Source organism: Caulobacter sp. FV2ps19, assembly GCF_058681035.1.
Window position 1 is genome coordinate 2,303,447 of the sequence record NZ_CM178729.1, and the last position, 12,452, is coordinate 2,315,898.

12 protein-coding genes are annotated in these 12,452 nt (G+C 66.7%); 7 read left to right on the forward strand and 5 right to left on the reverse strand.

Translation table 11 applies throughout. From position 1 onward, the window contains the following. Positions 1-211: 211 nt before the first annotated feature. Both ACW18B_RS11060 and ACW18B_RS11065 read right to left on the reverse strand, forming a co-directional pair. On the reverse strand, positions 212-1,354 hold the full coding sequence (locus tag ACW18B_RS11060) for a hypothetical protein (RefSeq protein ID WP_492047097.1): 1,143 nt from the start codon (positions 1,352-1,354) through the stop codon (positions 212-214). Beyond that, positions 1,351-1,608, reverse strand: coding sequence for a hypothetical protein (locus tag ACW18B_RS11065; protein ID WP_492047098.1), 258 nt, complete (start codon positions 1,606-1,608; stop codon positions 1,351-1,353). The genes ACW18B_RS11060 and ACW18B_RS11065 overlap by 4 nt, the downstream gene beginning before the upstream one ends. A gap of 120 nt (positions 1,609-1,728) precedes the next feature. Here ACW18B_RS11065 and ACW18B_RS11070 point away from each other — a divergent pair, with 120 nt between their 5' ends. The 3 genes from ACW18B_RS11070 to ACW18B_RS11080 are packed head-to-tail and all read left to right on the forward strand — an operon-like array spanning position 1,729 to position 5,547. After that, a complete protein-coding gene (locus tag ACW18B_RS11070) occupies positions 1,729-3,354 on the forward strand; it encodes a toll/interleukin-1 receptor domain-containing protein (RefSeq protein WP_492047099.1) in 1,626 nt (541 codons plus the stop codon). Next, positions 3,351-3,965: a nucleotide synthetase gene (locus ACW18B_RS11075; protein WP_492047100.1), complete on the forward strand. Its 615-nt coding sequence runs from the start codon at positions 3,351-3,353 to the stop codon at positions 3,963-3,965. The genes ACW18B_RS11070 and ACW18B_RS11075 overlap by 4 nt, the downstream gene beginning before the upstream one ends. Before the next feature lie 52 nt (positions 3,966-4,017). Beyond that, the gene (locus ACW18B_RS11080) at positions 4,018-5,547 is read left to right on the forward strand and encodes a hypothetical protein (protein ID WP_492047101.1); all 1,530 of its coding nucleotides are present in this window, start codon (positions 4,018-4,020) and stop codon (positions 5,545-5,547) included. Between the two features lie 6 nt (positions 5,548-5,553). Here ACW18B_RS11080 and ACW18B_RS11085 read toward each other — a convergent pair whose 3' ends face one another. The 3 genes from ACW18B_RS11085 to ACW18B_RS11095 form a co-directional block, all read right to left on the reverse strand. Continuing rightward, positions 5,554-6,222: a Crp/Fnr family transcriptional regulator gene (locus ACW18B_RS11085; protein ID WP_492047102.1), complete on the reverse strand. Its 669-nt coding sequence runs from the start codon at positions 6,220-6,222 to the stop codon at positions 5,554-5,556. Positions 6,223-6,623: 401 nt separating this feature from the next. Next, the gene (locus ACW18B_RS11090; protein WP_492047103.1) at positions 6,624-7,010 is read right to left on the reverse strand and encodes a DUF302 domain-containing protein; all 387 of its coding nucleotides are present in this window, start codon (positions 7,008-7,010) and stop codon (positions 6,624-6,626) included. Between the two features lie 38 nt (positions 7,011-7,048). Next, positions 7,049-7,456, reverse strand: a complete 408-nt coding sequence (locus ACW18B_RS11095) for an OsmC family protein (RefSeq protein WP_492047104.1) — start codon at positions 7,454-7,456, stop codon at positions 7,049-7,051. A gap of 244 nt (positions 7,457-7,700) precedes the next feature. Between ACW18B_RS11095 and ACW18B_RS11100 the strand changes: the two genes are divergently transcribed. The 4 genes from ACW18B_RS11100 (at position 7,701) to ACW18B_RS11115 (ending at position 12,452) form a co-directional block, all read left to right on the forward strand. Then, positions 7,701-8,279 (forward strand): ANTAR domain-containing response regulator, encoded by a 579-nt coding sequence (locus ACW18B_RS11100; RefSeq protein ID WP_421736419.1) that lies wholly within the window; start codon positions 7,701-7,703, stop codon positions 8,277-8,279. Next, complete coding sequence (locus ACW18B_RS11105; protein ID WP_492047105.1) at positions 8,276-9,430, forward strand: CmpA/NrtA family ABC transporter substrate-binding protein; 1,155 nt, start codon at positions 8,276-8,278, stop codon at positions 9,428-9,430. The genes ACW18B_RS11100 and ACW18B_RS11105 overlap by 4 nt, the downstream gene beginning before the upstream one ends. A gap of 318 nt (positions 9,431-9,748) precedes the next feature. Next, on the forward strand, positions 9,749-11,131 hold the full coding sequence (locus ACW18B_RS11110) for an alginate export family protein (RefSeq protein WP_492047106.1): 1,383 nt from the start codon (positions 9,749-9,751) through the stop codon (positions 11,129-11,131). Positions 11,132-11,153: 22 nt separating this feature from the next. Next, the gene (locus ACW18B_RS11115; protein ID WP_492047107.1) at positions 11,154-12,452 is read left to right on the forward strand and encodes a CmpA/NrtA family ABC transporter substrate-binding protein; all 1,299 of its coding nucleotides are present in this window, start codon (positions 11,154-11,156) and stop codon (positions 12,450-12,452) included.

The window sequence follows — 12,452 nt, forward strand, 5'->3', positions numbered from 1 at the left end:
GGGAAGATCAGTATCCGACCTGTGCGAATCGAACAGCATCGCGGGCAGCAGCAACGCGAAGAAAACCGCCAGTAGGTGGTAGGTCATCACGAAACCCTCCTGACCATGTCCTGGCCTTGCCAGGTTCTGCATTCCGATCGGATCGATGGGGGATTGGAAAAAACGGGTTGGGTCCTCTGGGGGGGGGGGGACCCAACCCGCTGTCGACGGCCTAGTTCGCCCAGCCGAGTGAGAAGGCCTTGCCAACGAACACGGACGCGACGACCTCGTCGGTATCGCTGCGCCAGTTCAGCTTGACCCCGCTGTTGAGCGTCCCATCGCCGTTGTTGCTGGTCAGGTAGACCGGCAACTCGACGGCGTAGAGGTCGTTCTTGGAGTCATAGGTCACGGCCAGCGAGGCGCTGAAATCGCCGAATGAGCGGCGGGCTTCGGCGCTGATCAAATCGCGGATCGTGTGCGTCGGCGCGCCGTTCGCGCCTGTCAGGCAACCGGTGGTTCCAACAGCGCAGAGCGTAATGTCGTCCTGGGGTCCGTAGCCGTCCTGGTGCTCCAGGCTTAGCAGCACCAGCCACGGCGTCTGGATGGGACGCAGGGCGTAGTACGCCTTGGCCGACCAGGCTGTCTTCTCGACCGACCTTTTGGTGACGGTGGCCGGATCCAGATAATCGAAGACCACGCGCCCGCTCTTTGCGCTGACGCCGTAGGAGCGGAGCATGGGCTTGTCGCCCCAGTGGAGCCGCAAGAAGGTGTCGAGGCTTGCCGGCTCATAGGTGGCGATGAAGCCATCGTCGCAACCATTGTCGTCGTACCATTGCTGGGCGGCGGCCCTGGTCTCGGCGGCGGCCGCCTGGGTCGGGGCTCCAGCGGAGCCCAGGCTCTTGGCGCGCTGGTCCAGGCGATCGAGGATCGCGGCGCAGAGCGCGTTTTCACGCTGGCCGATCTCCACCCACCGGTCACGCGAGGGGCGTGAGATCTGCATGACCGACCACGACATCTCGAGAGCCGCGCCGCGCGCCAAGGCGTCCAGCGTCTTGGCTGGCGTCTTGTCGACGTCGCCGCTGAGCGGTGCGGTCAGGGTCAGGTCGATCGTGTCGAAATAGGCGTTGCTCCCGTCGCCCCGCGACTGTCGAGCCTTGGCCCGGCCGTAGCGCATCAGAATCTTGGCGCCGTTCTCGTCGGTCTCGATCTGAACGCCGCTCGGGCTGGTGACTTTCTGGTCGAGCGGTGCGGCGGCCGTGGCCTCCTTGTAAGCGAAGCTCGGCTGGGCGTTGGTCTGCTCAGCCCGGGCGGCGACGCCCGAGGCCAGACCGGCTGTGATCGCCAGGATGGCGACATGGGCGGGCAGCGGGCTCATGACGTGAACGGCTTGCTGCCGCCCCCGACCACGGCGCCGGGGCGGATCGTGCTGGCCTTGACGCTGACCAGCATCTGGCCGCCGCGCTTGACCTCGATCCGCATCTTGTCCCCGGCCTTGCCCCCGAACCACCAGAGCAGCATGTGGTTGCCGTGGGCCAGGGGGTGCGGGGGCGGGGAGGGCGTGACGTCATCATTGTCGATAGCCACCCAATGGGGGCCGTCGCACGTCACGCTGACTTCGACATCGTCCATGGCTCTGATCCTCCGATCGGTTTGCGAAGAGGATCTTGTTTTCCACGGTTCCCGGCAGCTTGGCCGTGACGGCCGTCACGCCGACGCGAACTTTCGGGCGAGCACAGCACAGCGTTGTACATGCGATCAGCTTCTGGCACGGTTAAGATCTCGGTGGTCGGGGGGCCAAGGGTGGGCGAGACGGGGGACGTCGGAGCGCCGCGCTACAAGGCGTTCATCAGCTATAGCCATCGCGATGCGGTGTTTGGGCGCCGGCTACACAGGCGGCTGGAAGGCTATGTCCTGCCGCGACGGCTGACGGGCGCGAACGGACGCCGACTGTCACCAATTTTCCGCGACCGCGAGGAACTATCCGCCGCCGGAGATCTCGGCGTCGAGGTGCGCGCGGCTCTGGCCGGTTCCAACTGCCTGATCGTTGTCTGCACCCCAGCGGCGGCCGCCTCGCTCTGGGTGTCGCGCGAGATCGAGACGTTTCGCGCGCTGTGTCCGGGCCGGCCCGTGCTGGCGGCTCTGGCGGCGGGCGAACCGGCGGAGGCCTTTCCCGCCGCTCTGGTGGTTGGGGGGATCGAGCCTTTGGCCGCCGATTTCCGCCGCGAAGGTGATGGTCGGCGGCTGGCTTTCCTGAAATTGGTGGCGGGCGTGAGCGGGGTGGGCCTGGACGAACTGGTCCAGCGCGATGCGCAACGTCGATTGCGCAGCGTGATGGCCGTCACGGGACTGTCGCTGGCCGCGGTGCTAGGCATGGGCCTGCTCACGGCCTTCGCCCTGAACGCGCGTGACGAAGCCGAACGTCAACGCGGCGAATCCGAGTCGCTGGTGGAATTCATGATGACCGACCTGCGCGCGAAATTGACGCCGACCCAGCGACTGGCTGTCCAGAGCGCGGTCACCCAGCGGGCGCTCGACTACTATGCGGGGCAGGACCCCGAGCGCCGGACGCCGACTTCGCTCGCGCGCTTCGGGCGCGTGTTGAGCGCCTGGGGCGCCGATAGCGAAGAGGGCGGCCAGCTGACGACGGCGAGCGCGCGCTTTCGTCAGGCCTACGCGATCACTGGCCGGCTTGTGGCGGCCGAGCCGGACAATCCCCAACGGCTTTTCGACCATGCTCAGAATGAATACGGACTGGCCACAGTGGCCTATCGCAAGGGGCGCCTGGTTGAGGCCAAGGCCGGCTTTGCGCGCTATCGCGACCTGGCCGGTCGCCTGACCCGAATCCGGCCCGACAGCATAGAGTACCGCCGGGAGTTGGGCTACGCCGAAGGCAATCTCTGCACCGTGGCGGTGGACGGGGGCGACAAGGCGCAGAGCCAGAGACACTGCGCTGAGTCGCTGAAGGTCATGCGGGACGTAGATGCTCGTCTCGCCGAGACGCGACACGTCCAGGCGGCGGACCTGATCAATCGCCACGCCTGGATGTCTGAGGCTTACAAGGTCAGCGGCGACATCGCTGGCGCGATCAGCGAGCGCGCAATGGAAGAGAAGCGCCTCGATATCGAAATGGCCCGCTACCCTGATGACCGCAATCTGCAGGCCGACTGGGTGGCGCTCAAGCAGGCCCAGGGTGGCCTAGCCTATGTGTCGGGCGACGCCCAAACGGCGCTTTCCTATCTGGCCGCCAGCCGCGCGCGCGCGGTCGAGCTGATGGCCTTCGATCCCGACAAGGCTCGGGCGCGACGTCTGCTGGCCCGGATCGACAACAGTATCGCGTACGTCAAGCAAAACCCCACACCTAGGAGGCGCAAGTGAGCGAACGCATTCCCACGACAAAACCCGGGGATTTCCGCCCGGAAAAGATCGTCCACGTCATCCTGACGGTCGATAGATGCAAACTGTCCACCAACGAGAAGGACGCGATGAGTTTGGCCTTCACGATCAAGGAACCTGATCCCGAGGCGCCGACCATGGCCCCCGGCGATGAAACGAAAGTGACGGACTACGCGGTGCAAAGAGCCAGCCCGCAGTTGGTCGGCATCAAGCTGCAGCCGGCGCCCTCACCCTTCGACATCACGGTCAATAGGCCGTGCTGGGTGGTGGTGGAGCTCGACGAGAAGATCGAAAACTGGCAATTTGCCACCGGCGAGCGGGGCGTGACCACCAAGGCCGAGTCCGACCGAAATTGCTATCTGCGACATGTCTACGACGACGGCGCCCAACCGGCCGGTGAGCGGGTCCCCCGCGATGGATGTCGGGTGCTGTATTTCGGTGTCGTGGCTCGGGACTGCGCCAACACCGCCCAGGGCGGCGAGCTTTTCAACTTCCACACCGAGTTCCTCGTGGAGGAAAATTGTGTCAAAAAACGCCTGAGCGTGATCTTCGACCCGGACGTCAAGAACGAAGGGACAAAGTTCCCGCCCTAGGGCCGGGCCGCTTCCTCGCCACACCCTGGTCCCGTCTTCGCCTGAGCCGCGCTTGTCCCAGTCGCCATTCCTTCTCGATCTCGCCGCCCTGGTCCGCGCAGGTGCGGTGGACCACGCCTGGACCCTGTTCGTCGAGGCAGGGCTTGCGGCGTCGGACGATCCGGCCGTCCTGACCCTGAAAGGACGGATCCTAAAGGCGCGGGCGAGGGCGGCGCAAGGCGGGCGGGGCGCTGAGCTTTACCGCCTGGCCGCCGCCGCCTACCTGGCCGCGGCGCCGGGCGGCGGCGGGACATACGCCCTGATCAACGCCGCCACGCTGTCGCTGCTGGCGGGCGACGAGGTCGCCGCGCGGGTCCACGCCCTGGCGGTTTTACAGGCCGACGAGGACGACGCACCCTATTATCAGGCCGCCACCCGGGCCGAAGCCTTGCTGGTGTTGCGCCGGTTCGACGAGGCCTGGGCGGCGTTGGACGCGGCGCTGGCGGCCGCCCCCAAGGCTTGGGAGGACCATGCCGTCACCTTGCGCCAGTTCCGGCTGCTGCTGGAGGCTCTTGGGGAGAATGACGCCGGATTGGCGAGGCTGGCGCCGCCCCGGTCGCTCCACTTCACCGGACATATGTCCGTGTCGCCCGACGACGTGGGTCTGGCCGCCCAGGTCACCCGTATCGTCGCCGAGGAGCGCGTGGCGTTCGGCTACGGCGCTCTGGCCGCGGGGGCGGACATGGTGGTCGCCGAGGCCCTGGCGGACGCGGGGGTCGAGCTGCACGTACTGCTGCCCATCGATCCGGCCCTGTTTCGGAGGCTCTCGGTGACGCCCTGGGGCGAAGCCTGGGGCGCGCGGTTCGACCGGCTGATGGCCCAGGCCGAGAGCGTCCGGGTGGTGACGCCCGGGGCCTTGGCGATCGATGCGCCGACGATCGACCTCGCCGCCGAGACCGCCATGGGTCTGGCGGTGCTGAAGGCGGCGACCGTGGCGGGGGAGGCCGTGCAGCTGGCGGTGCTGTGCGGCGACGAGGCGGGGAGCAGCGCGCGCGCCGCGGCCCAATGGGCCGGCGGCGGACGGCGACAGCGGCTTCTCACGGCGCCCCGCCTGACGACGGGCGCGGTCTCGCCGATCGACCCGGCCTCGCGCCTTGCGGCCTTCCTGGGCTGCGCCGTCGATCTGCCCGACAGCCTCGATCGGGACCAAATCCTGCGAACCCTCGCGCGAGCGGTCCATGACGGACCCGCGCCATTCACCGCGCCCAGTTGGTCCGGAGCCACCCTGCTGCTCGTTTACGAGGCGCCGGATGAGGCGGCGCGGGCGGCGCGGGCGATCCTGGCGGCTTTGGGCGAGCGCGTCCGCCTGTCGGCGAGTTACGGGCTGACCACGATGGCGCCCGATCCCTTCGGCGGGGGCCTCCTGGCCACCGGCGCGGAAGCCGAGGCCGTCTTTCGCCTGTTGGTGACCACGCCGTCTGGGGCGATCCATCTGGGCCTCGCCCTCGCTGCGGCCCTCAGCTTGACCACGCCCGCCAACCAGCCCTCGCCCGTCACGGACCTCACCGGGGATGAACTGGGGCCCTATGCGCTGCGGGCCTGACCCGGCTCAGTCGATCAGGCCTTCCAGCCGCCGCGGCGCCACGACGACGAGCGCTTGGGGCGTGCGACGCACGATGCCGCGCCGCTCCAGGGCGCTCACCGTGCGCGACACGGTCTCACGGGTCGTCTGGAGGTCCATCGCCAAAGCGGCCAACACCGGCGGGGGGCTGATCGACCAGTCGGCGCGCTCGGCCCGCCGCCAGAGTTCAGCGTGGATGCGGCCGACGGCGCTGAGGGTGTTGCGATCGACAATCCGCTCGGCGGCTTCGCGCAGCTGCCGCAGGAGCATGCGCGAGAGCGTCAGGCCCACGCAGCTGTGGCGCTCCATCATCCGAAGGAAATCCAGGGCCGCGAACACGGCCGCGCGGGCTGCCTCCAGGGCTACGATCTCGGCTTCGCTCTTGGTTCCCGGCTGGACCGTCGCGCCAAAGAGATCGCCGGGCGAGAGGTCGCGCAGCAGGACCGGTTCTCCGCCCCGGCCGACAGCGGCGGCGCGGACCCGCCCCAAGGTCAGCAGATAGGTCTCACCGCAGGGGTCGTCCTGGCGAAGAATGACCGCGCCTGTCCGGTAGGCGCGCTCGATCGCGACCCCGGCGATGCTGCGGGCCACGTCCTCTTGGCACTGGAAGGCCTCGCGCACGAAGACCAACAGGTTCGCTTCCGTCTTGGCGTCCAATCGCGGCTCCCCTGGCGCGTCAGGCCAAGCCACGATGCCACAGCGCGCTGCACGGTAGTAGCCCCAGGCCGACTCGACGGCTGGAAGCGGGTTGGCGTTGGACCGATGGCGCGGTGAACCGCGCCGCGTCTGCCGGAGGCCCTGACGCTCTGAGAGATCGGGTTCAGGACGAAAGCCCAGGCGTTGATGTCTTTGCGTCTCGCCGACATGGCCTTGCCGGGAGGGTCTCTTTCGTAGCCTCTGATTCATGGGCCAATTTGGCGCGTTAGTGGTGTTGCCCAGAGCATACCCGGTCAGGCTTTGGGGCATGCCAAAGGACTGTAGCCGCCAATAGGCCGTTGCGCGCGGAAGGGCTTAAACGCCTGGCAACGCCCTTCTCGTCATAGCCCTCACGGTTTCGCCTACAGGCTGGAAATCGCCGCGCGGAGTTTGTCGGCTACCGTCCGAGCCGCGTCCTTCAGACCGGCATTGTCGATCGCCTGCATGGAGGCGACGGGATCAATGGCGGAGACATCTGTGCGGCCATCATCGCCCTCCTGCACCACGACATTGCAGGGCAGCATGGCGCCCACATTGGCCTCCAGTTTCAGCGCTTCGTACGCCAAACCCGGGTTACAAGCGCCCAGGATCAGGTAGCGACGGAAGTCGACGTCGATCTTGGCCTTCAAGGTCTTCTGGATATCGATCTCCGTGATGACGCCAAAGCCTTCCTTCGCAAGGGCCTCCCGAGTCCGTGCGACCGCGTCATCGAATGGAACGTTGAGGCTCTTGGAGAACACGTAGGTCATTGGCGCCTCCCAGGCGGCTTGAGGTCGGCTTCAGGCTACTAGGTGGGCACGCTGCGGCGGATGACGCCTTCCAGGACGGTTGCCGCTGCGACCGTATTCGAGATTGTCCCATATTTACGGACATTACGGTGCAGGAGTTCCAGGCGAGCATCATCCTCGTCTGTGTCGATGATCAACTCATAGTCCACACGCTCGATGAGGGGCGGCGCATCCTGGCGCACCGCCTTGAGCCGAACCTCTACACCACGAAGCTTGAAGTTCAGGAGCGGGGTGACCCGCTCGATACCCTTGATCATGCAGGCTGCGATTGAGGCCAGAAACAGTTCTGCGGGATTGAACGCATCCCGGCGGCCAGCGACATCGGTGTCCAGAACAAGGCTTGCCTCCTTGGCTCGCGCCAAGCTCCCGTGGCCGTCGATGCGCTTTGCGATGACGCTGTAGTTCATTCTGAGCCTTGGCGGCACGGCTGGCGCTTCGATAGGGCATCGGCGACTTGCGCTTTGGTGTGCTGCCAATATGAGTAGAGGCCTCAGCCGGGAGAACATTGATCTGTCTCAAGCCGGCGATGCGACTGAGGCGGCGCCTACGATCAATGCTCAACTGTGTAAAATATGGGCGACTGCGAGGTTGTGCGGCGTAGAGCGTCTGCGCCGGTTACCGTTCAAGCCGTCTCCGCCCTAGGCATGCGCCATGCGCGTGCTTGTCATCGACCCCGATCCTGCCCGAGCCGCCCTAGTTGCCGAGGGCCTGCTAGGCATCGATCCGCTCGAGGTGAGACAGGCGGCGCTTTTTGATGAGCGGGAGGTGGCGGCCTTTGCTCCCGATGTGGTGGTCATCGCGGCCGATAGTCCCGACCGCGACACCCTGGAGAGCTTGCGGGAGGTTACGCACGGCAACGCTCGCCCGGTGGTGATGTTCGTCGATCGCTCCGAACCGGGGCTGGCCGAGCAGGCGGTCCGGGCGGGCGTGGCGGCCTATATCGTCGATGGGCTGGCTCCAGGGCGGGTGCGACCGATCCTGGACGTGGCCATGAGCCGCTTTGCCCTGACCCAGCAATTGCGCGGCGATCTGGCCAAGGCCAAGGCGGATCTGGAGTCTCGCAAGATCGTCGAACGCGCCAAGGGTCTGTTGATGAAGGAGCGAGGTCTGGACGAGGACGGCGCCTATCGTCTGCTGCGCAAATTGGCCATGGACAAGGGCCGGCCGATCGGTGCGGTGGCCGCCGACTTGATGGCCTTCGCGGGTATTCTGAAAGGAGACGCCTCGTGAGCGGTCTCGTCGATTTGCGCCTGGGCTTCATCCCCCTGACCGACTGCGCGCCGCTGGTGGTGGCCAAGGCTTTGGGCTTCTTCGCCGAAGAAGGGTTGGAGGTGAGCCTCAGCCGCGAGGCCTCGTGGGCCACCCTTCGCGACAAGGTCACGGTGGGCGCCCTGGACGGGGCGCACATGCTGGCGCCGATGGCCCTGGCCTCCACCCTGGGTGTGGCAAGCGACGCCGTGCCGATGATCGCGCCGATGGCCCTGAACCTGAACGGCAGCGCCATCACGGTCTCGACGGCCTTGGCTGACGCGTTGCGTCAGATCGATCCCGAAGGCATGGCCCAGCGGCCGATCACGGCGCGTCCCCTGGCGCGGCTCCTGGAAAAGCGCCGGGCGACTGGTGAGCCGCTTCTGACCTTCGCCGTGGTCTTCACCTATTCGATGCACGCCTACGAGTTGCGCTATTGGATGGCCCAGGCCGGGATCGATCCGGATCGGGACATCAAACTGGTGGTCACGCCGCCGCCGCGCATGGTCGAGCAACTGCGATCGGGCGGAGTCGATGGGTTCTGCGTCGGGGCGCCGTGGAACGCCGTCGCGCTGCACGAGGGGCTGGGCGAGGTGCTGATCAGGGCCTCGGAGTTTTGGCCCGGCTCGCCCGACAAGGTGTTCGGGGTCAAGGCCCAGTGGGCCGCGACCCATCCCGACGAGCTTCGCGCCGCCCTCAGGGCGATCATCAGGGCCTCGGCCTGGGCCGATGATCCAGCCCATCGTCAGACGCTTGTTGAACTGCTGGCTTTGCCCGAGCACATCGGCGCGCCCCCAGAGGCCATCGCCTGGGCCTTGGCAGACGAGATCGTCTTTCATGACGGGGCGGCGGGACTGCCGCGCCGGGAGCACGCCCTCTGGTTCTTGTCGCAAATGGCGCGCTGGGGCCAGGTTGAGGTGAACCAGGACTTTGGGCGCATAGCTGACATGGTCTATCGCCCGGACCTCTTCCAGGCGGCGGCGATCTCGCTGGGCCCTGTCATCGAGCCGGCAGGCGCGTTCGCGGAGGCCGCGAATGTCCCGTCCATGGTTCTGTTCGATGGCCTGGAGTTTCGTCCCGAAGCTGCCGGACTCTATGCCGCCGGCTTCCCAATCACCCGCTTGAGCGTCTGACGGGGCAGGGCGCAGCGATCCTTGAGGTCGCACAAACGCGCGGAATACGGGCATGGACCTGCTGAAATCTGCTGTTGCGCTGTGCAAAAATGCGCCGATGACGGAGCGCTGTAGACGAGAACGCTGTTTTTCGATTGCCGCAGGTCGGCGCCCGCCCCCTTCCTAGGGGCGACACGCGGGGCAACGAAGTTCCGCGCTGGCCCGAGAGGGCCGCCGACGGTGACGCAATCGTCGGTATGGAATGGACAACGACGTCCGGAGAGATCGCACACGCGGTCTCGCCGGGCGTTTTTTTTTTGGCCTTGGGGGATTGAGGCAATGAAAAACCTGCGAGGAATGCTGCGATGCGGCTCGGCTGGCTGCGCCCTGATGTTGGGCGGAACGGCCTGGGCCCAGGAGGCGCCGGCACCTGCCACGCCGACCGCTGACGCTGCGGTCGAGGTCGGCGCCGAGCCGGCCGTCGAACCGCCGCCGCTCACGCCGTCGCTGACCATCAGCGACCAGATCGCGGCCGGCAAGCTGATCCTGGAGGTCCGGGCTCGCTATGAGACCGTCGATCAGACCAAGACCGCCACGCTCAAGGACGACGCCTCGGCCTTCACCGTCCGCACCCGCCTTGGCTGGGAGACCGCCGAGTTTGCCAAGGTGAAGGGGCTGATCGAGTTCGAGGACGTCCGCCAGGCCGGCGCCGAGCACTACGCCGTCAACGTGCCGGGCGCGACGACCGCCCCGCTGAACGGCGCCGACAAGGCCCGCTATCCGGTGGTCAACGATCCGGACGTCACCGAACTGAACCGTCTGCAACTGACTTGGACGCCCAGCGCGGCCGTGCAGCTGACCGCGGGCCGTCAGCGCATCTTGCTGGATGACCAGCGCTTCGTAGGTAATGTCGGCTGGCGTCAGGACGAGCAGACCTTCGACGCCATCCGCGCCGATGTCGCCCTGGGCCGGTTCAAGGCGACCTACGCCTATGTCACCCACATCAACCGCATCCTGGGTGAGCTGAAAGACTGGGACAGCGACAGCCACCTGCTGAACGCGACCTGGTCGCCGGCCGAGGCCCTGCGCCTGCAAGGCTTCGTCTACGCCCTGGACTTCGGCAATTCGGCGGTCAACTCGTCGCTCACCAAAGGTGTGAAGGCCTCGGGCAAGACCTGGGTCAGCCTGTTCCAGCTGGCCTATAACGCCACCTACGCCCAGCAGTCGGACTACCACCGCAACACGCCCAACTTCGACCTGGCCTATTGGGGCGGCGACGTCGCGGCGACCTTCGACATCTACACGGTCAAGGCTGCCTACGAGTCCCTGGAAGGCGACGGGGCGCGCGGCTTCACCACGCCCTTGGCCACCGTTCACGCCTTCCAGGGGTGGAGCGACGCCTTCGTCTCGCCGGGCGGCAACAAGAGCTTCGTCGACGGCCTCGAGGACGCCAACCTCACCTTCAACGCCAAGCCCCGGTTCAAGCGGACCTACTGGTTCAACACCGATGTGCTGGTCCGCTACCACGACTTCAACGACCAGAAGACGGGTGCGGACCTGGGTCGCGAGTGGGGCGTCCAGCTGACGGCCGCGATCACCGCGAAGCTCTCGATCCAATTGAAATATGCCGACTTCAAGCGCCAGGCGACCGTGCCGCTGGGCACGGCGGCGCCGCCGCCGTCGCGGACCAAGGGCTGGATCACCCTCGAATACAAACTCTGAACCCCAGCGGGACCTGAAGATCATGACCAAGACCGACAAGACTATCGCCGGCTCTGAGATGAGCCTCACCCGCCGCAACGCCCTGCTGGGCGCCGCCGCCACCGTCGCCGCCGTGAAGGCCGCTTTCCCGGGCGGGGCTCACGCCGCCGGCGCGGGTCCTGAAGTGGCCAAGGCTCGGCTGGGCTTTATCGCCCTGACGGACTCATCACCCCTGATCATCGCCAAGGAACGGGGCCTGTTCGCCAAGCACGGCCTGCCCGATATCGAGGTCGTCAAGCAGGCGTCCTGGGCCGCCACGCGGGACAATCTTGTGCTCGGCTCAGGCGGCGGCGGCATCGACGGCGCACATATTCTCTCGCCCATGCCGTTGCAGTTCACCCTGGGCGTCCAGACCGGCGGCAAGCCGTTGCCGATGTACATCCTGGCTCGCCTGAACACCAACGGTCAGGGCATCTCGGTGGGCAATGACCTCAAGTCGGTGCAGGTGAGGCTCAACGCCGCCGGGGCCAAGGCCCGGTTCGCTCAGTTGAAGGCGGCCGGCAACATCGCCAAGGTGGCCATGACCTTCCGGGGTGGCACCCATGACCTGTGGCTGCGCTACTGGCTGGCCGCCGCCGGGATCAATCCGGACGTCGACGTCTCGACCATCATCATCCCGCCGCCGCAGATGGTCGCCAACGTCAAGGCCGGCACCCAGGACGCCTTCTGCGTCGGCGAGCCCTGGAACGGCCAGACCGTCAATCAGCACATCGGCTATACGGCGACGACCACCAGCGAGCTGTGGATGAACCACCCGGAGAAGGCCCTGGGCCTGCGGGCCGACTGGGTGGACAAATATCCCCGCGCCGCCCAGGCCATGACCGCCGCGGTTCTGGAAGCCCAGATGTGGTGCGACAAGCCAGGCAACAAGCCGGCCATGTGCTCGATCGTCTCGGGTCGCCAGTACATCAATGTGCCGATGGGCGACATCCTGCCTCGCCAGCAGGGCGTCATCGACTATGGCGACGGCCGCAAGGTTTCGGGCTCGCCGCACATCATGAAGTTTTGGGCCGACAACGCCAGCTTCCCCTACAAGTCGCACGACCTGTGGTTCGTCACCGAAAATGTCCGCTGGGGCGTGATCGGTCAGAGCGTCAACAAGCAGGCGCTGGTCAACAAGGTTAATCGGTCCGACATCTGGCGCGCCGCCGCCAAGTCGATCGGCCAGACGGGCCCCGCCGGCGACAGCCGGGGCGTCGAGCGCTTCTTCAACGGCAAGACCTTCGATCCGGCCAACCCGGCGGCCTATTTGGCCAGCCAGCCGATCAAGAAGCTGGCCTAG

Bases quoted from the DNA above. Each gene is read 5' to 3' on its own strand.
- ACW18B_RS11060 (WP_492047097.1), bottom strand. From the start codon at position 1,354: ATGAGCCCGCTGCCCGCCCATGTCGCCATCCTGGCGATCACAGCCGGT.
- ACW18B_RS11065 (WP_492047098.1), bottom strand. From the start codon at position 1,608: ATGGACGATGTCGAAGTCAGCGTGACGTGCGACGGCCCCCATTGGGTG.
- ACW18B_RS11070 (WP_492047099.1), top strand. From the start codon at position 1,729: ATGCGATCAGCTTCTGGCACGGTTAAGATCTCGGTGGTCGGGGGGCCA.
- ACW18B_RS11090 (WP_492047103.1), bottom strand. From the start codon at position 7,010: ATGACCTACGTGTTCTCCAAGAGCCTCAACGTTCCATTCGATGACGCG.
- ACW18B_RS11095 (WP_492047104.1), bottom strand. From the start codon at position 7,456: ATGAACTACAGCGTCATCGCAAAGCGCATCGACGGCCACGGGAGCTTG.
- ACW18B_RS11100 (WP_421736419.1), top strand. From the start codon at position 7,701: ATGCGCGTGCTTGTCATCGACCCCGATCCTGCCCGAGCCGCCCTAGTT.
- ACW18B_RS11110 (WP_492047106.1), top strand. From the start codon at position 9,749: ATGAAAAACCTGCGAGGAATGCTGCGATGCGGCTCGGCTGGCTGCGCC.
- ACW18B_RS11115 (WP_492047107.1), top strand. From the start codon at position 11,154: ATGACCAAGACCGACAAGACTATCGCCGGCTCTGAGATGAGCCTCACC.